This is a genomic window from Chromatiales bacterium, from assembly GCA_020445605.1.
Taxonomy (GTDB): domain Bacteria; phylum Pseudomonadota; class Gammaproteobacteria; order JAGRGH01; family JAGRGH01; genus JAGRGH01.
This window is the reverse complement of record JAGRGH010000054.1, coordinates 1-21,054: the sequence shown is the minus strand read 5'-3', so window position 1 is coordinate 21,054 and position 21,054 is coordinate 1. Positions and strand designations below refer to the sequence as shown.

Here is a 21,054-nt window from a genome sequence, read left to right as displayed (position 1 = left end):
GCCGTGCTGCTAAAATCGCCGGACAGCCCGTCAGAAGCAGCGGGCCACGGTCGGCACCCCCGTGACGGCCATCGTGACGCATAACAACCCGGAACCCGCGTATGACCCCCAGCGAAGAAGTCGCTGCCATCCAGGCACGCGAACGCACCAGGCTGAACCTGCTGTGGTTCGCATTCGTCGTGCTGGTCGTCGTGAGCGTGCTCTGGGCGATCCCGCGCGAACAGCGCGATCTCAACGAGCGCACCAGCGCGGCCCTCGACCATGCGGGTCTGCGCGAACTCGTCGATGAGATCACTTTCGACGGCCGTGACGGCACCCTGCGCGGCCCGTCGCTGTCGCCGGACCGCCGCTGGACGATCGAGCAGGTCGCCGAGGCTGTCGACGGCGTGCGCGTCGCGCGATTCATCGCATCGCGCCCGGCCGACGCGCCGGTGATCGCAACGCCGGCCCCGACTGCCGCACCGCCCGCGGCAGCGCCCGTGCCGGTTGCGCCAGCACCCGTGGCTGCCGCGAAACCCGAGCCCGCCCCTGCGACCGTCAAACCGACCCCGGCTCCGGCTCCGGCTCCGGCAGTCAGCACCGAGACCACGAGGCCTGCAGCACAGTCGCCCGCACCGCCGGCAAAGGCCGGGACACAGAACACCGACTCGACGACGCTGCCCGCCGACGCTGCGCTCGCGATGCGCTGGGACGGCGACCGCCTGGCCCTGCGTGCGACTTTGGCGCACCCGGCGCTGGCCAACCGCGTGCTGAGCCCCGCGCGCGCGATCTTCGGCACGGACGCCGTGGACCCGAGCATCAGCGTGTCGGACTCCGCCGCGAGCGGCTGGGAGGGCGCGATTTCCGTGCTGCTCCGCGCGCTGCGCGAACTGCATACCGGTTCGCTGGTACTGCGCGGCGATACGGTCGAGCTGCGTGGCCGTGCAGCGGAAACGGCCGCCCGCGAGGCCGCGCTGGCGCGCCTCGGCCGACTGGCCCGCGGCTTTCTGATCACGACCGACATCTCGGTCAAACCACTGCTGCCCGCGCAGATCGCAGCGACCGTCGCAGGCGGACAACTCACGCTGAACGGCACGGTCGGCAGCCAGCGTGATCGACAGGTGACCGAAACCGTCGCGCGTGCCGTGCTGGGCGCCACAAGGGTGCAGTCGCAGGTCGATGTCGATCGCGACATCGCGGCGCTGGACGCCAACGTGCGGTTCGCCGCCGCGCTGTCACGTTTGCAGTTCCTGTCGGACTTCGCGCTGTACATGATCGGCGATGAGACCCTCGTCGAAGGCAGCGTGGACACGCTGGCGGAGGCCGACTCGCTGAGCCGCCTGCTGACCCAGGTGCTCGCGCCGGGGACCACGCGCGTCGACCTGAAGCCGCGCGCTCGTAGTGCCGAAGAGGTGCAGAGCCTGATCGACGAACGCATCGGCTCGGTGCTGCTGTTCCCCGAGTACTCGACCGAGATCGGCGCCGGCATGGGCCATCAGATCGAGTGGATCACCGACATCCTCGCGAGCTACCCGGGCCTGACGGTGACGCTGGAATACATCGACGCACCGAGCGCCGACGGCGCCCGGCGCGCGCGCGCCCGCGCCGAGGCCGTGCAGACGGCACTGACCGCGACCGGGATCGACGGCACGCGCATCGGCCTCAGGGCCACGGCCGCGCCCGAACCGGTCGCCGCGCGCCACGCCGAACGTTACGTACAACTGCTGGTATCGGAGACGCCCTGATGCTCTACGCCATCACCGAGATCGTCGTATTCCTGCTGATCGCACTGGCCATCGGCATCGGCATTGGCTGGTTCAGCCGCGGCCGCGGCGTGCGCAGCGCGCTGGTCGCCGAATGGGGGCCGCGGTTCGAGGATGAACGCGACCGCAACGAGGCCCTGCGCAAAGGCCTGGCCGATGAAACCGCCCAAGCGAACACGGCCCGCGCCGCACTCGCGAAGGCCGAGAAGGACAGCGCGAAGCTCCGCGCGGATCACACTGCCGCGACCGCCGCGCTGCAGGCCGCCGAACAACGCGCGGACGACTGCGAAGCAAGAGCCGGGGATCTGGACAAGCAGCTGAAAGCGGCCCGGTCCGCGGCCGCGAATCCCGCCCCGAAACCAAAGCGTGCCGCCCCGCGTCCAAAGGCCGCCGCGAAACCCGCCGCAGCCCCGGCATCAAAACCACCGGCGTCCGCCGCGGAGGCGCGCAAGCGCGTTGCGGAAATCGCCACACGCACGGCCGGCGACGCGCCGACCAGCAACGACGACCTGAAACTCATCAACGGCATCGGGCCCAAGATCGAGGCCATGCTCAAGGAGATGGGCATCACGAGCTACCGGCAGATCGCGGCGTTCACCGCCGATGATCTCGACACGGTTGCCGCCGCGCTCAAGGCCTTTCCGGATCGCATGCAGCGCGACGACTGGAAGGGCCAGGCCGGCAGGCTGCAGAAAGAAAAACACAAAGACTGATCAGGGCTGTCGCGCAGTCTCGAACTGCCGGAACAATGATCACTTCATGGGGCTGACTGGAAACGGTGGAGACTTCTCCACTTCCACGGTATTGAATCATTCACTGGAGGCAGCATGAGTCTGATCAAGGAATTCCGCGAGTTCGCGGTCAAGGGCAACATGGTCGACATGGCGGTCGGCATCATCATCGGTGCGGCGTTCGGCAAGATCGTCTCGTCGCTGGTCGGCGACGTGATCATGCCGCCGCTCGGCATCCTGATCGGCGGCGTGGACTTCTCGGACCTCGCCGTGACGCTGAAGGCCGCGGCCGACGGCCAGGCCGCCGTCACGCTGGGCTACGGCAAGTTCGTACAGACCGTCATCGACTTCACGATCATCGCGTTCGCGATCTTCATGGTCATCAAGTTCATGAACCGCCTGAAACAGAAGGAAGAAGCCGCTCCACCGCCAGCGCCGCCGAAACCCTCGCGCGAAGAGGAACTGCTCGCCGAAATCCGCGACCTGCTGAAAAATCGCTGAGCCGGTCACCCGCGCGCCTGCATTTTCGTGCACGCGGGTGCCCTTCGAATGATCGCGGCTTCCACCGCATGTTGCGGCTGCCTTAACAGGCTGTTGAAATTCTCATTTCAACAGCCTGATAACGCGAGACAGGGACGTATCGCCCGAAAATCGAACACACAAGTGCTTGATTTTCGTGAGCAACCGAAAACCGCGCTTTTCGGTTGCGACGTTGAAAATGGCCATGGATGGGCCTTTTTCAACAACCTGTCAAGCGCGGCGCGATGAATGAATCGACGGATCGATGAACCCGAATAGCGACGCCCCCGATTCCGGCGAGTATTTCGGGCGCGATCTGGAGGCCATGTCGTTCGCGGTGAATTATCACCACTGGATCATGGACCGGTTCAGACCTTACGTCGGACGACACCTGCTCGAAATCGGTGCGGGCACCGGCAATTTTTCAGAGTTTCTGTTGCAGTCGCAGCCGCAGAGCCTTACGGCGCTGGAGCCCTCCAGCAACATGTTCCCATTGCTACACGACCGGCTCGCGTCCCACCCGGGCGCCGTCGCGATCAATGATTTTTTTGGCGCTCGGCATAGCGACCTCCCCACGACCCCGGACACGGTGTTTTACGTCAATGTGCTCGAACACATAGAAGACGATGCCGCAGAGCTTGCATACGTGCACGAAAGCCTTCGCACGGGAGGGCACCTTTGCATCTTCGTGCCGGCGCTGCCATGGTTGTACGGCACGGCCGACGCCGCCGTCGGACACTTCCGTCGCTATCGACGCGGCGAGCTTCTGAACCGCGTGCAGGATGCCGGATTCGAAGTGCTTCATTGCCGGTACTTCGACATTGCGGGCGTTCTACCGTGGTGGCTGTTGTTCCGCGTGCTCCGGCGTGAGGCCGTGAGCGCTGGTCAGGTGGACCTCTACGACCGCTGGATCGTACCCGTGATGCGGCGCATAGAGGGCTGGATTCCACCGCCGATCGGGAAGAATCTGATTCTCGTAGCCCGTAAGAACGACTGAACACCCAAAACCGGGAGCTCAGAGTTCCCTCTGTTACCGTTCCCGTTAGCCGGACTACAGTGCCGCGGTCACGTCCACATAGACGTGCAGGCTCTGGCCTGGTCGTAGCACGCCGTCGCCCAGACCGTTCCAGCTTTGGAGTTCCGCAACCCGCACGTTGAAGCGCCGCGCGATGGACCACAGCGAATCGCCCTCGCGAACCCGATAGGTCACCTTCTGGGTGCGGCCCGGCAGATTCACGCCCGCCGGTGGCACGAGCGCGCTCGCCGTCGTTGCCGTCGGCTCGACCGGCATCACCGTGCCGCCGCCCGGAATCAGGATGCGCTCGCCCTCGCGCAGGGTATCGCCCGGCGCGCGGCCGTTCGCCTTCGCGAGCGCGATGGTGCCGAGCCCGTGGCGGCGTGCGATGGACCACCAGGAATCCCCGGCAGCCACCACATACGAACCCGCGCCATTAGCCTCGACGTTCGCAATGCGCTCGGCGCGGCGCGATTCGACGCTGCCAGCGTATTGCGCGAGCGGCTGCGTGGCGCTGGGGATCAGCAGATACTGGCCGGCACGAATCTGGTTGCCGCGGAGCTGGTTGATCTCCCGGAGCAGCGCGACGGTCACGCGGTGGCGCCGCGCGATGGTGCTGAGTGTGTCGCCCTCCTCGATCCGGTAGCGGTTCCACTGCACGCGCTCGTCGGCCGGCAACCCGGCCAGCCCCTCGCGCAGCGACCGCGCGCCGTCCAGCGGCACCGCGAGCAGGTGCGGGCCGTCCGGATCGGTGGCCCAGCGGTTGAAGCCGGGATTGAGCTGGTAGAGCGTCTCGACTTCCACGCCGGCCAAGTCCGCGGCGCGCGCCAGATCGATCTGGCCGTCGGTCTCGAGCACGGTGAAATACGGCTCGTCAGGGATCGCGGCGAGGTCCACCCCATAGGCGTCCGGGTGCCGGACGACGCGCGCAAGCGCCAGCAGCTTCGGCACGTAGCGCTCGGTCTCGCGCGGCAGGTCCAGCGAGAAAAAGTCCGTCGGTCCGCCCCGCGCGGCGGCCTTGCGGATCGCCCGGTCGACGGTGCCCGGGCCGGCGTTATACGCGGCGATCGCGAGCAGCCAGTCGCCGTTGAAGCGGTTGTTCAGGTTCTCCAGAAAATCCAGCGCGGCGTCGGTCGCCGCGACTACATCGCGCCGGCCGTCGTACCACCAGGTCTTCTTGAGTCCGTGCAGCCGCGCGGTGCCCGGAATGAACTGCCACAGCCCTGCCGCACGCCCGTGCGAGTAGGCGTACGGCCGGTAGCCGCTCTCGATGGCCGGCAGCAGCGCCAGTTCGCCGGGCAGACCACGTGCCTCGACCGCCTCGACGATGTGATGCAGGTACGGCGTGCCGGCGGCCGTCAGACGGTACAGAAGCTCGGGGTTCGCAGCGTATTCGCTGACCTGGCGCGCGACGCGCGCGTCCTCGGCATCGCCCAGCGCGTACAGGCCGCGCATGCGGGCCCACAGATCATCGTGATCGGCGAAACCTTCCGGTGGATCGACCTCGGCGACGGGCGCCGGCCAACAGCGTTGCTCGTCGGTGGGCGCCGACGCGAGCGTCCGCGGGGCCTCGACAGGCTTTGCCGGAAGCGACGGCTTCGCGCCTGGTGTGTGTGTATCGACCAGCGTCGGCGCCGCGGCCGACGACTGCCCGGCGGCCTCGGGCGGTGGGGAATCCACGCCGGCGCAGCCGCCGATCGCGACGAACAGGATCGGCGCTGCGAGCCATGCAGTCGCGGTGCGGAACATGCGTCGGCATGGTAGGTTTGCGCTCCCGAACGGTCAACCCAGCCCATGTCGCCAAACCCGCCCGCGGTCGCTTCCGATTCTCGCCCTGCGGTAGCCGGCCTGCGTGACTGGTTCGCGACGCCGACCGGTCGTCGGCTCGCGCGACACGAGCGCGCGGCGGTGCGCGAGCTGCTCGGCAACGTATTCGGTTACTACCTGGTGCAGGTGGGTGATCCCGGCTGGCGCGACGCGGCGCTGCGTGACTGTCGGGTGCGACGCAAGTTCGTGCTCGACACGACCGACACCGCTCCTGCGGCCGGCGCGGATTACGAACGCGCCGCGGTCCGCGACAGCGAATGGCCGCTGCGGGCGGACTCCATCGACGCCGTGGTGCTGCCGCACACACTGGACTTCAGTGACTCCCCGCATCAGGTCCTGCGCGAGGCCGAACGCGTGCTGATCGGCGAAGGCCGGCTGGTGGTCGTGGGGTTCTCGCCCTGGGGCCGCTACGGCCTGCGGCGCTGGCTCACGACCCGCCGGCAGGCGCCTTACAACGCGGCCTTCATCCGGCTCGGCCGGCTCGCTGACTGGCTCGAGCTGCTCGGCATGAAGATCGACACCGTGCGTCCCGTGCACATACGCCCCTCGCGCGAACCGGCCCGTTCGCGCTGGCCCGGCGCGGGTCTCGCCGCCGCCTACGCGGTGCTGGCCGTGCGCAGGCGCGCAACGCTGACGCCATTGCGGCCGCGCGCGGCCCGCTTCAGTATTGCCGCGCGCCCGGAGATCGCCGATCAGGGCCGCGTGCCCACACCCAGGTCGGGCCCCCCGCACTCATGACCAGCAGTGTGATCGAGATCGCCACCGACGGCGCCTGTCGCGGCAATCCCGGCCCCGGCGGCTGGGGTGCGCTGCTGCGCGCCGGGGGCCATGAACGCGAGCTGTACGGCGGTGAAAGGCTGACCACCAACAACCGCATGGAAATGCTCGCGGCAATCCACGCGTTGGAGGCGCTCAAAAAGCCCTCGCGCGTGAAGCTCACCACCGACTCGCAGTACGTCATGAAGGGCGTGACCGAGTGGCTCGACGGCTGGAAGCGCCGGGGCTGGCGCACCGCGGCGAAGGCCCCGGTCAAGAACGTGGATCTCTGGCAGCGCCTGGACAAGGCGGTGCAGCGTCACGAGATCGACTGGCACTGGGTGCGCGGCCATACCGGACATCCCGACAATGAACGCGCCGACCAGCTCGCGAACCGGGCGATCGACGAACTAGGGTCTGTTAACACTAACAGGCGGGCAACATGACGCTGATCAACGGCACCCCCGAAGAGCGCATTCCGGCCAACGATCGCGGCATGCTGTACGGCGACGGCCTGTTCGAGACCATCGCCGTCATCGACGGCGAGGCGCTGTTCTGGCGCTGGCACATGGACCGCCTCGCACGCGGCTGCGCGCGGCTCGGCATCAAGACCCCGACCTCGAAACGCCTGCATGACGAGGTCCTCGCCGAGGCCGGCGGCCACGATTCCGCCGTGCGCATCACGCTGACGCGCGGCAGCGCGCCGCGCGGCTACCGCATCCCGCCCGGTACACGGGCGCGCCGGATCATCTCGGCCCATGCCTACCGGTCGTCGCGCAACCAGTCGGCCAGGGGCATCCGCGTGCGCCGCTGCGAGACCCGGCTCGCGCTCCAGCCCCTGCTCGCCGGCATGAAACACCTCAACCGCCTGGAACAGGTGCTCGCCCGCGCCGAATGGCGCGACAAGGACATCACCGAAGGCCTGATGTACGACGCCGCGGGCCATGTCATCGGCGGCACCATGACGAACCTGTTCTTCGCCCGCGACGGGCGCTGGCACACGCCGGCGATCACCAACTGCGGCATCGCCGGCGTCATGCGTCAGTGGCTGATTGAACGCCTGCAAGCGCTCGGAACCCCGGCGGTCGTCGGCGAGTTCACGGACGCGGACCTCGCGAAATGCACCGAGCTGTTCGTCTGCAACAGCGTGCATGGCATCTGGCCCATAGTGGATCTGGCGGGCCGACGGCTGGCGGTCGGCCCGCTGACCCGTGCCTTGCAGGGCGAACTGCCCGAGGTGCTGCGGCCATGATGCCCAATGCCTTCGAAGCCCACGGCATGCAGCGCGCGATCGCAACGATCAAAGCCAGCGGTAGGGTGCACATCGCGCACCAAGGAGATTTGCTACGCATCAGCGGTGCGCAGTGCGCACCCTACCCGGCGCTTGAGGGTCTGCGGTCGTGATGCGCTGGCTGGCCCGCCTCTTCATGGGACTGACCGTGCTCGGCGCGGCGGCCGCGGTCTTTGTGTACGCGGAGTACCAGCGCTTCTCGACCACACCGCTGGCGCTTCCCGAGGCCGGTTTCACGCTGCAAGTCGAACGCGGCCAGACGCTGCGCGACGTGGCGCAGACGCTGGCCGTCGCAAACGCGCTCGGCGACCCGCGCTACCTGGTCTGGTTCGGCCGCTGGCGCGACCAGTCGCAGCGCATCCGCGCCGGCGAATACCGAATCGCGGCCGACAGCACGCCCGGCGCGTTGCTCGACCAGCTGGTCGCCGGTGCGGTGGTGCAGCACTCGATCACCTTCATCGAGGGCTGGACCTTCCGTCAGCTGCGCGCGGCGCTGAACGCCCACGAGGTGCTGAACCACGCGACGACGGAACTCGATGACGCCGCGATCATGGCCCGCCTGGGTCGGGCAGGCGTGCATCCGGAGGGTCGCTTCCTGCCGGACACCTACCAGTTCCCGCGCGGCGAGTCCGACCTGGCCGTGCTCGAACGCGCCGCGACCGCGATGGATCAGGCGCTCGCCGGGACCTGGGCCACGCGCGAGACCGGGCTGCCGCTCGAAACCGCGGACCAGGCGCTGGTGCTGGCATCCATCGTCGAAAAAGAAACTGGCGTCGCCGCCGAGCGCGCCGAGATCGCCGGCGTGTTCATCCGCCGCCTGCGCCGGGGCATGCGCCTGCAGACCGACCCGACCGTGATCTATGGGCTGGGCGAGACCTTCGACGGCAACCTGCGCCGGCGCGACCTCGAGGCCGACACGCCGTACAACACCTACACCCGTGCCGGTCTGCCGCCGACCCCGATCGCGATGCCGGGTCGCGCGGCACTGCACGCGGCCGTGCACCCGGCAGCCGGGACCGCGCTGTATTTCGTCGCGGACGGCAGCGGCGGACACGTGTTCTCCGACACGCTGGAGGACCACAACCGCGCGGTCGCGCGCCACCAGCTCGGCCGCCCGTGATGCGCGGCCGGTTCATCACCTTCGAGGGCGGCGAAGGTGCGGGCAAAAGCACGCAGATCGAACGGCTCGGCAAGCACCTGCGCGGTCGCGGGCTGGACGTCGTCGTCACGCGCGAGCCAGGCGGCACCCCGCTCGCCGAGGCCGTACGTGACATCCTGCTGGATCCCGCCCACGCCGGCATGCCGCCACTCGGCGAACTGCTGCTGATGTTCGCCGCTCGCTGCGATCATCTCGAACGGCAGATCCGCCCGGCCCTGGCGCGCGGGGCCTGGGTGCTCTGCGACCGCTTCACCGACGCGAGCTTCGCCTACCAGGGCGCGGCGCGCGGGCTGGGCGACGCACCCGTCGCGGCACTGGCCGAGCTCGTGCACGGCGACCTGTGGCCGGACCGCACCCTGCTGTTCGACCTGCCCGTGGATACCGGCCTCGCGCGCGCCGCCGGACGCGGCGAGCCGGACCGCTTCGAGCGCGAACGGGCCAGCTTCTTCGAGCGCGTGGCCGAGGCCTACCGCGCCCGCGCGGCGGCCGATCCGCAGCGCATGCGCGTGATCGACGCCAGTGGTTCGATTGATGCGGTGACGACCGCCGTGCTCGCGGCGGTGGGCGATCTTCTGGCCACGTCCGCATGAACACGGAACTTCCGCCGTGGCTCGTCGAGCCCTGGCAGGCGCTGTGGGCCAGTGAACGCGCCGACCGACTGCACCACGCGCTGATGATCACGGGCGCGGCCGGCACCGGCCGGCGGCTGCTCGCCGAACGCCTCGCGGCGGCCCTGCTGTGCACCCGGCCCGACGCCCAAGGCGCCCCCTGCGGTCACTGCGCCGAATGCCATCTGCTGGCGGCCGGCAGCCATCCGAACCGCTTCAGCGTGCAGCCCGAGGAAGGCCGCGCGCTCGGCATCGACGCGATCCGCGACCTCGGCGACGCGCTGCTCTTGAGCGGCAGCCGCGGCCGCCGGCGCATCGGCATCGTCCACGCCGCGGACAGCATGACCATCGCCGCCGCCAACGCGCTGCTGAAGACGCTGGAGGAACCTCCGGCAGGTGTCGTGCTGATCCTCGTCGCCGAGCGGCCGGGCCGCCTGCCGGCGACGGTGCGCAGCCGCTGCCACCGGCTCGGCGTGCGGGCGCCTTCGGCCGCAATCGCGCGCGCGTGGCTGGGCGCGCAGATCGCCGAACCGCAGCGCGCACCGGCACTGCTCGATGCCGCCGGTGGCGCGCCATTCGCCGCGCTGGCACTGGCCGACGGCGACGCGGACCGATCGCGACCGCGGGTGCTTGCCGATGTCGTGGACCTGATCCGCGGCCGCGCCAGCCCGCTGCGACTCGCGCAGACCTGGTTTGAAGGCGACGGCGCGCTGTTGCTGCGCTGGCTGCATGGCTGGCTCATCGATGCGCTGCGGATTCAGGCCGGCGGCGCTGGTGCGGCTTCGGCCGATCTGCCGGAACTGGCGCGCGGCTTGCGCGCGCTGGCCGATTCGCTATCCTTGCAGGGACTGTTCGAGGCCGCCGACGCCGTGAGCACGGTGCGCGCCGAATGGGACGCGCCGCTGGCGAAACGGCTGGTTTTTGAAGCGCTGTTCACGCGCCTGAGCGCTCTGGCGCCGGCCACCAACGCACGCACCTGACGAGATCACATGGCAGAGAACCCATCGGTACCGTTCGCAAAGCCCGGCGCGGGCATCTTGAACGTCAGCATCCGCGACGAGAACGCCCTGTACTCGGCGTGGATGCCGTTCGTGCGCGGCGGCGCGCTGTTCATCCCGACCGAAAAGCCCTACAAGCTCGGCGACGAGGTGTTCATGCTGCTTTCGCTGATGGACGACCGCGACAAGCTGCCGGTCGCGGGGCGCGTCGTGTGGATCACCCCGCGCGGCGCCGATGGCTATCGCCAGCCCGGCATCGGCGTGCAGTTCACAACCCCTGACGGCAAGGCCCGCATGCGCATCGAGAACTACCTTGCCCACCGACTGAACTCGGACGCGCCGACCCACACGATGTGACCCCGCGCGCGGCCCGCCGCGCGCGTTCCCCATGCTCATCGATTCGCACTGCCACCTCGACTGCCTGGATCTGGACCGCTTTGACGGCGGCCTGGACGGCGTGCTCGCGAACGCGCGCGAGCTGGGCGTCGGACACTTTCTGTGCGTGTCCATTGATCTCGAGGCCTACCCCAAGATGCTCGCCCTGGTCGAGGGCCGACCCGAGGTGTCGATCTCCGTCGGCGTGCACCCGAACCATCGCGAGTGCCACGAACCGACGGTGGACGAACTCGTCGCGCTGGCGACACATCAGCAGAACGTCGCAATCGGCGAGACCGGACTCGACTACTTCCGCAGCGACGGCGACCTGGACTGGCAGCGCGAGCGTTTTCGCACGCACATCCGCGCCGCGCGCGAATGCGGCAAGCCGCTGATCATCCACATGCGGGAGGCCACCGCGGACACGCTGGACATCCTGGAAAACGAACACGCCGATGAAGCCGGTGGCGTCATGCACTGCTTCGCCGAGGACTGGGCCGCGGCCGAACGCGCACTGGCGCTGGGATTCTACATCTCGTTTTCCGGCATCGTCACGTTTCGCAACGCCGAAGCACTCAAGGATGTCGCGCGCCGCATGCCCGCCGAGCGCATGCTGGTCGAAACCGACTCGCCGTATCTCGCGCCCGTACCCAAACGCGGCAAGCCGAACCAGCCGGGCTGGACGCGCTACGTCGCCGAACACATCGCCGAACTGCGCGGCACCGACTACGCCGAAATCGAACGGCAGACCACGGCCAATTACGCCCGCCTGTTCGGGCTGCCCGCCCAGTCTGCGTGAGCATCCCCGGCGTCAGTGCGCTCGACTGGCTGGCGCTGCTCTGGTTCGCCGCGTGCTGGATCGGCTACAACCAGTTCTCGCAGCGACGATCCAAACGCCGCGACCGCCTACAGGACGCCCTGCACCGCCACTGCCAGCGCTGGGTGCGTGTGCTGCAAAAGCGCGAGGTGCGCATCGTCGATACCGCGGCGATTTCGAACATCGAACGTCCCGCGGCATTTCTGGCCTCGAGCAGTCTGCTGATCATCGCCGGCCTTCTGACGGCGGCCGGCTCGTCGGACCAGGCGGTGACGTTTCTCTCCAAACTGCCGTTCCTGCAAAGCGTCAGTCACGAGGCCTGGGAACTCGGCATGCTGCTGCTGGTGCTGATCTACGCGTACGCGTTTTTCACGTTCACCTGGTGCATGCGTCAGTGGGGATTCGCGTCCATCCTGGTCGGCAGCGCGCCGCTGTTCGACGACGCAGGCGTTTCGCAGGCCGAGCGCGACAAGCACGGCCAGTCGCTGTCGGAAGTGGTCTGGTATGCGATCACGAGCTTCAACCGCGGCCTGCGCGCGTATTACTTCAGTCTCGCCCTGCTGACGTGGTTCGTGCATCCGGTCGCCTTCATGCTGGCCTCGGCCTGGGTCGTCGCCGTGCTGTACCGGCGGGAGTTCCGCTCGCGCACGCTTGACGCCCTGCTGGCCGGACTGGGCTGATCGCCTCGGACGCGTCCGGGCCTCCTGACAGGTTGTTGAAGAATGCCCATCCACGGTCCTTTCAAGGTCGCAACCGAAAAGCGCGGTTCTCGGTTGCTCACGAAAATCAGACACTTGTGTGTTCGATTTTCGGGCGAGACGTCCCTTTCTCGCGCTAACCGGCCGTTGAAATGAAAATTTCAACAGCCTGCTAACGCATCACGTTCGCGAGTGCCCGCATGCAGGTAGAGACACTGATCGTTCCACGCTGGGTCGTGCCGGTCGAACCGGCCGGCACGCTGGATCAGCACTGCGTCGCGGTCGACGAGGGCCGCATCGTCGCGGTGGTGCCGGCGGCCGAGGCCCCGCAGTTCGAGGCGCGCGAACGCGTCGCACTGCCCGGCCATGCGCTGTTGCCCGGCTTCGTGAATGCGCACACCCATGCCGCAATGAGCCTGCTGCGCGGGCTGGCCGACGACCTGCCGCTCAAGGCGTGGCTGGAACAGCACATCTGGCCGGCCGAGGCACGCTGGATCGGCGAGGGCTTCGTGCGCGACGGCGTGCGACTCGCCGCCGCCGAGATGCTGCGCGGCGGCACTACCTGTTTCAACGACATGTACTTCTTCGGCGACATCGCCGCGCACGAGGCGCAGGCACTCGGCATCCGCGCGGTGATGGGGCTGATCGTGATCGAGTTCCCGTCCGCATGGGCGGCCGATGTCGACGGCTATTTCACGCGTGCCGCCCAGATGCACGACGCCTGCCGCGGCTACCCGCTGGTGACGACGGCGTTTGCGCCGCATGCGCCCTATTCCGTTCCCGATGACGCGCTGCGGCGCGTGAAGGTGCAGGCCGACGAACTCGACATCCCCGTGCACATGCACTTGCACGAGGCCGCGAGCGAGATCGCCGGTTCGCTGGAACACTTCGGACTACGCCCGCTCGCGCGTCTGGACGCACTGGGCCTGCTCGGCCCGCCGCTGCTCGCCGTGCACATGACCCAGCTCGAAGCCGGCGAGATCGAACGCGTCGCCGCCGCCGGCGTGCACGTGGTCCACTGCCCGGAGTCCAACCTGAAGCTCGCGAGCGGACTGTGCCCAGTCGCCGCGCTGCTCGATGCCGGCGTGAACGTCGCGCTCGGTACCGACGGCGCCGCGAGCAACAACGACCTCGACATGCTCGGCGAACTGCGTACCGCGGCCCTGCTCGCCAAGGGCGTGGCCGGCGACCCGGCCGTGCTGCCGGCGGCGGCGGCCCTGCACATGGCGACGCTGGCCGGCGCGCGCGCGCTGGGACTCGGCGAGGAGATCGGGTCGATTGTCGCGGGCAAACAGGCCGACCTGCTTGCCATCGATCTGGGTGGCGTGGCGACAAGCCCGGTCTACGACCCGGTCTCGCAGATCGTCTACGCGGCCTCGCGCGATCAGGTCACCGATGTCTGGGTCGCCGGCCGCCGGCGGCTCGCCGCCGGTCAGTTCGTGGACATCGACGCCGATACCTTCGTAAGCGCCGCAGAGCACTGGCGCGAACGCATCGCCGCCGCCGACCGGGGCTGAAACCTGGCGCGGGCGTGAACAGCCCAAAACCGCGCTTTTCGGTTGCGACGTTGAAAAGGCCATGGATGGGCCTTTTTCAACGACCTGCTAGCGCTGCGGATTGCGCTCCAGCCCAAGTTCCTCGAGCCGCTTGCGCTCCAGTGCCTCGTTCTCCTGCGTGAAGCGAACGACCTCGCGCGCCTGATCGACATGCTCGCGCGTATAGCGCAGCAGGCGGTCATCGCCCTTCTCCGCCGCGGTGCGCTTGTCCGTGGAATCACCGCAGCCAGCCAGAAACGCCAGCGTGAGCAGCAGGGCAATTCGTGTTTTCATGCGGTAAAGCGTAGGCCAGCCCCGACACGCCCGCCAGCGATTGCGTTACGCATCGCCAACCGCACACCACACAACCGAGTATTCATTCGCCGCGAACGGTCCGTAGTGCGCACCGTTGTGAACCGCCATGGCGCCAAGTGGTGTCAAGCGCAAGCTCGGTGCGCAACCAGCACCGGAGCCAGCGGTCTTTGAACCGCAGAGACGCAAAGGGCGCAGAGTTTGTCGGTCCGGCAGCATGAGTGTGCGCGGCGCGCCGCGAGAAGATGTCCCGCGCCGATGTGCACAGAGAGGTTCCACACACCAAAGAATATTCTCCGCGACCTTTGCCCCTTTGCGGTTCGAGATTAGGCGAAGCCGGCACGCAATGCGCCTCCGCAATGAAATTCCTTGGCGTGCTTGGCGCCTTGGCGGTTCATGAAGGAACCGGATCAGCGGGTGCACACTGCGCACCGTTGGCGGAGCCTTCGGGCGAGATCAGGGTGTTTCCAGCACGATGCCACCGTCATCCGCGCGCAGGGCCGTTTCGCCAGCCGCGACGCGCAGCAGTTCATCGCCGACCATGCGCCGGCGCCAGCCCTTCAGAACCGGCAGGTCGCGTTCGCCGGCCGCGAGCTGGCGCAGTTCATCGCGACCGGTCACGACCGGCAGTGCAATGCCTTCGGCCAGCGCCCGGCTACGGGCCGTGGCAACCAGCAGGTCCACGACGGGTTCCAGTTTCGGATCTGGCCGCGCCGGGGCGGATTCCTGCGGCCACTGATCGGGCGGCAACGCGCCCGCTGCGCCAATGAGATCGAGCAGAGCCTTGCCACTGCGTTCGATCCAGCCCTCGGGCAGGCCGCGGATCTCGGCCAGTTCGTCGGACTTGCGGGGCGCGCGCCGGGCAAGATCGACGAGCACTTCGTCCTTGAGCACCCAGGATCGCGGCAGATCGCGCGTGCGCGCCTCGTGCTCGCGCCAGGCGGCGAGTTCACGCAGCACCGCCAGCGCGCGCGGCTTGAGCTTCGTGCGCGCCTTGATGCGGCGCCACTGCGCGCGATCGTCGATTTCATAGGTCGCGCGGTCGAGCAGGCCGTCGAGCTCCGCGTCCAGCCACGACCGTCGACCGCGCATAGTGAGTTCGGCATCCAGCTTGCGCCAGACCTGCAACAGATAACGCACGTCGTCGGCCGCATAGGCGAGCTGGGCTTCGCTCAACGGCCGGCGGCACCAGTCGGTGCGCGCGTGGCCTTTTTCCAGCACGACGCCGCAGATCGGTTCCACCAGACCCGCGTAGGCGATCTGGTCGCCGCGACCGGTCAGCATGGCCGCGACCTGCGTATCCACGACCGCGGCCGGCAGCCGGCCGGTCACCTGCAGCAGCAGCTCGAGGTCCTGACGGCCGGCGTGCACGACGGTCACGAGCCCGGCGCGAGCCAGCGCGTCGGCCAGCGGCGCGAGATCGCCGAGCGCGGGCACGTCGACCAGCCAGATGCCTTCGTCGGTCGCGAGCTGGATTAGGCACAGGCGCCCGAAGTAGGTGCGCTCGCGCACGAACTCGGTATCGAGCGCCACTTCGGACGCGCGACCGAGCGCCTCAAGCGCCGGTCGCAGGGCAGCGTGATCGGCAATCAGCGGAAAACCGGTCATGGTTGGTGGCCCGCCGCAGCGCCCGCGCCTAGAATCAGGGCCATGCCCAGACGTGACGATCCGAACATTCCGGTCCTCGACGAGGTCGTCGACCCGGACGCGCTCGGCGATGCCGCGGATCTGTTCGCGGACAGCGCGCCGGGAAGCGGCATCGCCTCGGAGCTGCTGCCGTCGAGCAGCCTGTACGAGCTGCCCGAGCAGGAGCCCTGGGATGCGCGTACCCGCTCGCGCTTCAAGCGCGAACTGGTCGCCGAACTCACCCGCGCGCTGGACGAGCGCGTCAACCGCGCGACGGATTCGGTGTTTGAGGCGATCCGGCCAAAGCTTGTCACCACGGTGCGGCGCCGGGCGCTGCGCGAACTAAACGAGCTGATCGAGGCGCGACTGCCACCGGCCGAGGACTGAAGCCGGCGCATCGACTCAGACATCGGTCTCGGCTCGATCGACGCGCTGGAAACCACGCGGCAGTTTTGATCCGCGGCGACCACGCTCGCCGACATAGGCGTCGAGATCGGCGGGCTTCAGCGTGAAATGCCGCTGGCCGGCGTGGATGGTCAGGCGCCCATCGGCCGCCACCACGGCCAGTGCGACGACGAACTCCTCTCGCGCAGTCACGCGTCGCGGCGGAATCTGCACGATCTTGTTGCCCTTGCCGCGCGCGAGTTCCGGCAGTTCGCTCAGCGGAAACACCAGCATGCGACCTTCGCTGGTGATCGCTGCAATGCGCGCGCCGTCGCCTTCGGGGACCGGAACCGGCGGGAGCACCTGCGCGCCGGACGGCAGATTCAGCACGAGCTTGCCGGCGCGGTTCTTGCCGCTCAGGTCGTCGGCACGCGCGACAAATCCGTACCCGGCATCGCTCGCGATGACGAATCGCGCGCCCGCGGTTTCGTCCACCACGCCGACGAACCCTGCGCCGGCCGGCGGGTTCAGCCGGCCACCGAGCGGTTCGCCCTGGCCGCGGGCCGAAGGCAGCGTGTGCGCGGCCACCGTGTAGCTGCGGCCGGTGGTGTCGAACACGATGACGTTCTGGTTCGAGCGCAGCCGGGTGTGCGCGCGGTAGGCGTCGCCGGCCTTGTATTGCAGTTCGCGCGGGTCGATCTCGTGGCCCTTCGCGGCGCGGATCCAGCCGTGTTCGGAAAGCACGACCGTCACCGGTTCGCTGGGCGCGAGTTCGGTCACGGTCATCGCGCTGGCCGCCTCGCGCAGCACCAGCGGCGAACGGCGCTCGTCGCCGAAGCGCCGGGCGTCGGCCTCAAGTTCCTCGCGGATCAGCGCGGCCAGCCGCGCATCGGAACCGAGCAGCCCCTTCAGGCGATCGCGCTCGGCGCCGAGTTCGTCCTGTTCGCCTCGGATGCGCATCTCCTCGAGTCTCGCGAGGTGGCGCAGGCGCAGGTCCAGGATCGCGTCGGCCTGACGCTCGCTGAGCCCGAAACGGGCCATCAGTTCAGCCTTCGGATCGTCGGCGGTGCGGATGATCGCGATGACCTCGTCGATGTTCAGGTACGCGATCAGGAGCCCGGCCAGCACGTGCAGCCGGTCCTCGACCTTGCTCAGTCGATGGTGCAGGCGCAGCCGGACCGTCGCGGTGCGGAATTCCAGCCACTCGCTGAGCAGACCCTTGAGGTCGCGCACCCCGGGCCGGCCGGCGAGCCCGATCACGTTCATGTTCACGCGATAGCTGCGTTCGAGATCGGTGGTCGCGAACAGGTGCGACATCAGCGGCTCGACATCCACGCGCCGGGACCGCGGGACGATCACCAGCCGCGTGGGATTCTCATGGTCGGACTCGTCGCGCAGGTCCTCGACCAGCGGCAGTTTCTTCGCCTGCATCTGCTCGGCGATCTGCGCGAGCACGCGCGCCGGCGAAACCTGGTAGGGCAACGCGGTGACAATGATGTCGCCATCGTCGACCTCGTAGACCGCGCGCATGCGCACCGAACCGATGCCGGTGCGATACATTTCGAGCAGTTCGGCGGCCGGGGTGATGATCTCCGCCGCGCTCGGGTAGTCGGGCCCGGGCAGGAAGCTGAACAGCTTCTCCAGGCTGGCGTCCGGATGCTCGAGCAGGTGCACGGTCGCACGCACGAGTTCGCGCAGGTTGTGTGGCGGAACGTCCGTGGCCATGCCCACCGCAATGCCGGTCGCACCGTTGAGCAGCACGTTGGGCACGCGCGCCGGCAGCAGGGCAGGTTCCGTCAGCGTGCCGTCGAAGTTCGGTACGAAATCGACCGTGCCCTGATCGAGTTCCGACAGCAGCAGTTCCGCGAACGGCGCGAGACGCGCCTCGGTGTAACGCATCGCGGCGAACGATTTCGGATCGTCGGGCGAACCCCAGTTGCCCTGGCCGTCGATCAGCGGATAGCGATACGAGAACGGCTGGGCCATGAGCACCATGGCCTCGTAACAGGCGCTGTCGCCATGCGGGTGATACTTGCCGAGCACGTCGCCCACGGTGCGCGCGGACTTCTTCGGCTTCGCGTTCGCGCCGAGGCTCAGCTCGGACATCGCATAGACGATGCGCCGCTGCACGGGCTTGAGCCCGTCGGCGAGATGCGGCAGGGCGCGGTCGAGGATGACGTACATCGAGTAATCGAGGTACGCCTTTTCGGTGAAGTCCTTGAGCGCGACGCGCTCCGGCGCGTCGTGCAGGTCGGTCGGGGGCTCAGCCATGGGCGCGATCGTGCAACGGGGTGTTCATGGATGGCGCGCATGGTAGCGCGCTTGCGCGCGTCTCGCGCAGACCGCGAAAATCGAACGCAGGAACTTCACCACGCCGCGCAGGGGGCAAACCGGATGACACTCGAACCCGCGGACCTCGCTCGATTTCACGCCAGTCTGGAACGCGCGACAGCCGACCCGCGGTTCTTGGACCTGTTCTACGACGGTTTCCTTTCGTCCTCGGAGGACATTCGCCGCATCTTTGCCCACTCGGACATGGACCGGCTCAAGCGCAAGCTGAAATCCTCGCTGGGCATGATGCAGCTCCTGATCGAGGGCGCGCCCGGCGTGGATATGTACTTCGGCTACCTCGGCACCCTGCACCGCGGGTTCCGAATTCCGTTCGGGCTGTACGCGCGCTGGGTGGATGCGCTCATCGATGCACTGGATCGGTGCGACCCCGATTTCAGTCCGGAACTCGAGCAGCTCTGGCGTCGCATCCTCGATTCCGCCCTGGAGGCCTTTCGCACGGCCTACGACGCCGAATCATCCGGCACGCCCGGGCATGAAGCGTAGGGCATCATCGGCACCTGACCCAGATCATGCCATACGAATTGAGAAGCCCTTCCGCGCGCATCATCATGATCGAACGCTATACTCGGACTTCGCGACCGGCCGTTGTTTTGGGCTGGTGCTTCCAAGGTCGGAATCTCCGGGGGAAAGCATGGCAAAGCTGATTGAATGGTCCGCCGAACTCAGCGTCGGCATCGACGAAATCGACGAACAGCACAAGGTGCTGGTCGGGCTTCTGAACGATCTGCACGAGGCAATCATGCAGCGGCACGGCAACGAGGTCTGTCGCGGCATTCTCGACCGGCTGCTTGAGTACACGCGCATCCATTTCACGGTCGAGGAAAGCCTGATGCGCATCCTGCATTACCCGGACTACGAGAACCACAAGCACGAGCACGATGAACTGTCGCGCCAGGCCACGGAACTCGTCGCAAAACTCGACGGCAAGAAGCACGCAATCAGCTTCGAACTGATCCACTTCCTGAAGCTGTGGCTCACCAAGCACATCATGGAGAGCGACAAGGCCTATGCGCCCTTCTTCTTCGAGCAGGGCATCAAGGGCCACGCGGCGAAGAAGTCCTGGATGACGCGGCTGTTCGGCGGCTGAGCCGGCGCCCCCCCCTGGCGGCCGCACCAAGCGGCTGCGGGTGCTATTTGCGGTTCGGGCAGTCGGTCGTCTGACAGTCGGCGTAGATGACCAGCGCATGGTCGCGAATCTTGAAACCATGTTCGCGCGCGACCGCCTTCTGGCGTTCCTCGATGACCTTGTCGAGGAACTCGATGATGCGCCCGCAGCCGTTGCACACGATATGGTCGTGGTGATCCGTATCGTCCAGCTCGAACACGGCATGGCCGCTTTCGAAGTGATGGCGCTTGACCAGACCGGCGGACTCGAACTGGGTCAGCACACGGTAGACGGTCGCCAGGCCGATCTCCTCGCCGCCCTCGAGCAGGAGCTTGTAGACGTCCTCCGCGCTCAGGTGACGCTGCTTGGTGCGCTCGAGCAGATCGAGGATTTTCACGCGCGGCAGCGTGACCTTGAGTCCGGCGTTGCGCAGATCCTGTGTTTCCATGGCGTCCAACGGTTGAGGTGGATTTCGTGCGGCCCGCCGGCGCAACCGACCCCGGGCTGCCAGCGGATCGGGTATCATGCCTGACCGCTTCAGGCAGTAATGATTCGCTAATGCAAAAGGGTCTCATCCACGGGGTACTGGCCGCAAGTCTGCTCGCCGGCGCGGCCGGCTGCGGGACGATCGACCGGCTCAGCGCCTCGCTGCCCGGCGTCTACCGCATCGACGTCAAGCAGGGCAACGAATTCGATCAGACCGCCATCGACCGGCTGCAGCCGGGTATGGCGAAGTCGCAGGTACGCTTCGTGCTCGGCACGCCGATGGTCGAGGACCCGTTCCATGTCGACCGATGGGATTACGTCTACCGATTCAAACCCGGCAGTGGCGAGGCCGAAAGCCACTGGGTTTCGGTCTACTTCGAAGACGAGCGACTGGTGCGGGTCGCCGGTGATTTCCGACCGAATCCTTCCGCCGAAACACTGCCGGTCCAGAAGGAGCAGGCCATCATCGTGCCTCCGAAGACCGACGACCGCAGCATTCTGCGAAAGACGCTGGACAGCATCGGCGGCACCGACGGGGTCTGAACGCGGCGCTGACCGCCCCTTCTCCCGCCACTAGTGGGCTGTTGAAATGGGAGTTCCTACGCAAAAGTGGACACCCGTTGGTTAGTTGCACTGGCGTTCAAACTCGATCGGTGAGCGGTAACCGAGCGCGGAGTGCAACCGCTCCCGGTTGTAGAACTCGATGTACGATCGCAGC

At 67.7% G+C, this 21,054-nt stretch carries 25 protein-coding genes; 19 read left to right on the top strand and 6 right to left on the bottom strand.

What is annotated here, in order from left to right; translation table 11 throughout:
* Positions 1-101: 101 nt before the first annotated feature.
* From KDG50_13465 to KDG50_13450, 4 genes are all read left to right on the top strand, one after another.
* A complete protein-coding gene (locus tag KDG50_13465; GenBank protein MCB1866421.1) occupies positions 102-1,724 on the top strand; it encodes a hypothetical protein in 1,623 nt (540 codons plus the stop codon).
* A complete protein-coding gene (locus tag KDG50_13460) occupies positions 1,724-2,455 on the top strand; it encodes a hypothetical protein (protein MCB1866420.1) in 732 nt (243 codons plus the stop codon). The genes KDG50_13465 and KDG50_13460 overlap by 1 nt, the downstream gene beginning before the upstream one ends.
* Positions 2,456-2,569: 114 nt before the next feature.
* On the top strand, positions 2,570-2,974 hold the full coding sequence (gene mscL, locus KDG50_13455) for a large-conductance mechanosensitive channel protein MscL (protein ID MCB1866419.1): 405 nt from the start codon (positions 2,570-2,572) through the stop codon (positions 2,972-2,974).
* 283 nt (positions 2,975-3,257) lie between these two features.
* A complete protein-coding gene (locus tag KDG50_13450) occupies positions 3,258-3,989 on the top strand; it encodes a class I SAM-dependent methyltransferase (GenBank protein ID MCB1866418.1) in 732 nt (243 codons plus the stop codon).
* Positions 3,990-4,043: 54 nt separating this feature from the next.
* On the opposite strand, the gene KDG50_13445 is transcribed toward KDG50_13450, so the two are convergent.
* Positions 4,044-5,756, bottom strand: a complete 1,713-nt coding sequence (locus tag KDG50_13445) for a LysM peptidoglycan-binding domain-containing protein (protein ID MCB1866417.1) — start codon at positions 5,754-5,756, stop codon at positions 4,044-4,046.
* A 45-nt stretch (positions 5,757-5,801) separates the two neighbouring features.
* On the opposite strand from KDG50_13445, the gene KDG50_13440 reads away from it, so the two are divergent.
* From KDG50_13440 to KDG50_13390, 11 genes are all read left to right on the top strand, one after another.
* The gene (locus KDG50_13440) at positions 5,802-6,572 is read left to right on the top strand and encodes a methyltransferase domain-containing protein (protein MCB1866416.1); all 771 of its coding nucleotides are present in this window, start codon (positions 5,802-5,804) and stop codon (positions 6,570-6,572) included.
* Positions 6,569-7,036: a ribonuclease HI gene (rnhA, locus tag KDG50_13435; protein MCB1866415.1), complete on the top strand. Its 468-nt coding sequence runs from the start codon at positions 6,569-6,571 to the stop codon at positions 7,034-7,036. Before KDG50_13440 ends, rnhA begins: the two co-directional genes overlap by 4 nt.
* On the top strand, positions 7,033-7,842 hold the full coding sequence (gene pabC / locus KDG50_13430) for an aminodeoxychorismate lyase (protein ID MCB1866414.1): 810 nt from the start codon (positions 7,033-7,035) through the stop codon (positions 7,840-7,842). Before rnhA ends, pabC begins: the two co-directional genes overlap by 4 nt.
* Entirely contained in the window at positions 7,839-7,994 is a 156-nt protein-coding gene (locus KDG50_13425; GenBank protein ID MCB1866413.1) for a hypothetical protein, read from the top strand. Before pabC ends, KDG50_13425 begins: the two co-directional genes overlap by 4 nt.
* Positions 7,994-9,001 carry an endolytic transglycosylase MltG gene (gene mltG, locus KDG50_13420; protein MCB1866412.1) on the top strand — a complete coding sequence of 336 codons (1,008 nt, stop codon included), beginning with the start codon at positions 7,994-7,996 and terminating at the stop codon, positions 8,999-9,001. The genes KDG50_13425 and mltG overlap by 1 nt, the downstream gene beginning before the upstream one ends.
* The gene (locus KDG50_13415) at positions 9,001-9,630 is read left to right on the top strand and encodes a dTMP kinase (GenBank protein MCB1866411.1); all 630 of its coding nucleotides are present in this window, start codon (positions 9,001-9,003) and stop codon (positions 9,628-9,630) included. The genes mltG and KDG50_13415 overlap by 1 nt, the downstream gene beginning before the upstream one ends.
* Positions 9,627-10,628 carry a DNA polymerase III subunit delta' gene (gene holB / locus KDG50_13410; GenBank protein MCB1866410.1) on the top strand — a complete coding sequence of 334 codons (1,002 nt, stop codon included), beginning with the start codon at positions 9,627-9,629 and terminating at the stop codon, positions 10,626-10,628. Before KDG50_13415 ends, holB begins: the two co-directional genes overlap by 4 nt.
* Positions 10,629-10,637: 9 nt before the next feature.
* The gene (locus tag KDG50_13405) at positions 10,638-11,003 is read left to right on the top strand and encodes a PilZ domain-containing protein (protein MCB1866409.1); all 366 of its coding nucleotides are present in this window, start codon (positions 10,638-10,640) and stop codon (positions 11,001-11,003) included.
* A 31-nt stretch (positions 11,004-11,034) separates the two neighbouring features.
* Positions 11,035-11,820: a TatD family hydrolase gene (locus KDG50_13400; protein MCB1866408.1), complete on the top strand. Its 786-nt coding sequence runs from the start codon at positions 11,035-11,037 to the stop codon at positions 11,818-11,820.
* Positions 11,817-12,518 carry a DUF599 family protein gene (locus KDG50_13395; protein MCB1866407.1) on the top strand — a complete coding sequence of 234 codons (702 nt, stop codon included), beginning with the start codon at positions 11,817-11,819 and terminating at the stop codon, positions 12,516-12,518. The genes KDG50_13400 and KDG50_13395 overlap by 4 nt, the downstream gene beginning before the upstream one ends.
* Before the next feature lie 218 nt (positions 12,519-12,736).
* A complete protein-coding gene (locus KDG50_13390; protein MCB1866406.1) occupies positions 12,737-14,053 on the top strand; it encodes a TRZ/ATZ family hydrolase in 1,317 nt (438 codons plus the stop codon).
* Between the two features lie 87 nt (positions 14,054-14,140).
* On the opposite strand, the gene KDG50_13385 is transcribed toward KDG50_13390, so the two are convergent.
* Positions 14,141-14,365, bottom strand: coding sequence for a hypothetical protein (locus KDG50_13385; protein ID MCB1866405.1), 225 nt, complete (start codon positions 14,363-14,365; stop codon positions 14,141-14,143).
* Between the two features lie 474 nt (positions 14,366-14,839).
* The gene (rnd, locus tag KDG50_13380) at positions 14,840-15,991 is read right to left on the bottom strand and encodes a ribonuclease D (protein MCB1866404.1); all 1,152 of its coding nucleotides are present in this window, start codon (positions 15,989-15,991) and stop codon (positions 14,840-14,842) included.
* Between the two features lie 42 nt (positions 15,992-16,033).
* Between rnd and KDG50_13375 the strand changes: the two genes are divergently transcribed.
* A complete protein-coding gene (locus KDG50_13375; GenBank protein MCB1866403.1) occupies positions 16,034-16,396 on the top strand; it encodes a hypothetical protein in 363 nt (120 codons plus the stop codon).
* A gap of 15 nt (positions 16,397-16,411) precedes the next feature.
* Here KDG50_13375 and parC read toward each other — a convergent pair whose 3' ends face one another.
* Positions 16,412-18,664 carry a DNA topoisomerase IV subunit A gene (parC, locus tag KDG50_13370; protein MCB1866402.1) on the bottom strand — a complete coding sequence of 751 codons (2,253 nt, stop codon included), beginning with the start codon at positions 18,662-18,664 and terminating at the stop codon, positions 16,412-16,414.
* A 123-nt stretch (positions 18,665-18,787) separates the two neighbouring features.
* Between parC and KDG50_13365 the strand changes: the two genes are divergently transcribed.
* Positions 18,788-19,228, top strand: coding sequence for a hypothetical protein (locus tag KDG50_13365; GenBank protein ID MCB1866401.1), 441 nt, complete (start codon positions 18,788-18,790; stop codon positions 19,226-19,228).
* A 148-nt stretch (positions 19,229-19,376) separates the two neighbouring features.
* Positions 19,377-19,832, top strand: a complete 456-nt coding sequence (locus KDG50_13360) for a hemerythrin family protein (GenBank protein MCB1866400.1) — start codon at positions 19,377-19,379, stop codon at positions 19,830-19,832.
* 43 nt (positions 19,833-19,875) lie between these two features.
* Here the strand turns inward: KDG50_13360 and fur are convergent, their stop codons facing one another.
* Entirely contained in the window at positions 19,876-20,298 is a 423-nt protein-coding gene (fur, locus tag KDG50_13355; GenBank protein ID MCB1866399.1) for a ferric iron uptake transcriptional regulator, read from the bottom strand.
* 110 nt (positions 20,299-20,408) lie between these two features.
* On the opposite strand from fur, the gene KDG50_13350 reads away from it, so the two are divergent.
* A complete protein-coding gene (locus KDG50_13350; protein MCB1866398.1) occupies positions 20,409-20,879 on the top strand; it encodes an outer membrane protein assembly factor BamE in 471 nt (156 codons plus the stop codon).
* A gap of 81 nt (positions 20,880-20,960) precedes the next feature.
* On the opposite strand, the gene KDG50_13345 is transcribed toward KDG50_13350, so the two are convergent.
* A partial coding sequence (locus KDG50_13345; protein MCB1866397.1) for an IS3 family transposase occupies positions 20,961-21,054 on the bottom strand: 94 nt, incomplete at its 5' end.

Bases quoted from the DNA above. Each gene is read 5' to 3' on its own strand.
- KDG50_13375 (MCB1866403.1), top strand. From the start codon at position 16,034: ATGCCCAGACGTGACGATCCGAACATTCCGGTCCTCGACGAGGTCGTC.
- KDG50_13465 (MCB1866421.1), top strand. From the start codon at position 102: ATGACCCCCAGCGAAGAAGTCGCTGCCATCCAGGCACGCGAACGCACC.
- KDG50_13360 (MCB1866400.1), top strand. From the start codon at position 19,377: ATGGCAAAGCTGATTGAATGGTCCGCCGAACTCAGCGTCGGCATCGAC.
- KDG50_13350 (MCB1866398.1), top strand. From the start codon at position 20,409: ATGCAAAAGGGTCTCATCCACGGGGTACTGGCCGCAAGTCTGCTCGCC.
- mscL (MCB1866419.1), top strand. From the start codon at position 2,570: ATGAGTCTGATCAAGGAATTCCGCGAGTTCGCGGTCAAGGGCAACATG.
- KDG50_13390 (MCB1866406.1), top strand. From the start codon at position 12,737: ATGCAGGTAGAGACACTGATCGTTCCACGCTGGGTCGTGCCGGTCGAA.
- KDG50_13385 (MCB1866405.1), bottom strand. From the start codon at position 14,365: ATGAAAACACGAATTGCCCTGCTGCTCACGCTGGCGTTTCTGGCTGGC.
- KDG50_13425 (MCB1866413.1), top strand. From the start codon at position 7,839: ATGATGCCCAATGCCTTCGAAGCCCACGGCATGCAGCGCGCGATCGCA.
- rnhA (MCB1866415.1), top strand. From the start codon at position 6,569: ATGACCAGCAGTGTGATCGAGATCGCCACCGACGGCGCCTGTCGCGGC.
- holB (MCB1866410.1), top strand. From the start codon at position 9,627: ATGAACACGGAACTTCCGCCGTGGCTCGTCGAGCCCTGGCAGGCGCTG.
- mltG (MCB1866412.1), top strand. From the start codon at position 7,994: ATGCGCTGGCTGGCCCGCCTCTTCATGGGACTGACCGTGCTCGGCGCG.
- KDG50_13400 (MCB1866408.1), top strand. From the start codon at position 11,035: ATGCTCATCGATTCGCACTGCCACCTCGACTGCCTGGATCTGGACCGC.
- KDG50_13460 (MCB1866420.1), top strand. From the start codon at position 1,724: ATGCTCTACGCCATCACCGAGATCGTCGTATTCCTGCTGATCGCACTG.
- KDG50_13415 (MCB1866411.1), top strand. From the start codon at position 9,001: ATGCGCGGCCGGTTCATCACCTTCGAGGGCGGCGAAGGTGCGGGCAAA.
- fur (MCB1866399.1), bottom strand. From the start codon at position 20,298: ATGGAAACACAGGATCTGCGCAACGCCGGACTCAAGGTCACGCTGCCG.
- KDG50_13450 (MCB1866418.1), top strand. From the start codon at position 3,258: ATGAACCCGAATAGCGACGCCCCCGATTCCGGCGAGTATTTCGGGCGC.
- KDG50_13440 (MCB1866416.1), top strand. From the start codon at position 5,802: ATGTCGCCAAACCCGCCCGCGGTCGCTTCCGATTCTCGCCCTGCGGTA.
- rnd (MCB1866404.1), bottom strand. From the start codon at position 15,991: ATGACCGGTTTTCCGCTGATTGCCGATCACGCTGCCCTGCGACCGGCG.
- parC (MCB1866402.1), bottom strand. From the start codon at position 18,664: ATGGCTGAGCCCCCGACCGACCTGCACGACGCGCCGGAGCGCGTCGCG.
- KDG50_13405 (MCB1866409.1), top strand. From the start codon at position 10,638: ATGGCAGAGAACCCATCGGTACCGTTCGCAAAGCCCGGCGCGGGCATC.
- pabC (MCB1866414.1), top strand. From the start codon at position 7,033: ATGACGCTGATCAACGGCACCCCCGAAGAGCGCATTCCGGCCAACGAT.
- KDG50_13365 (MCB1866401.1), top strand. From the start codon at position 18,788: ATGACACTCGAACCCGCGGACCTCGCTCGATTTCACGCCAGTCTGGAA.
- KDG50_13445 (MCB1866417.1), bottom strand. From the start codon at position 5,756: ATGTTCCGCACCGCGACTGCATGGCTCGCAGCGCCGATCCTGTTCGTC.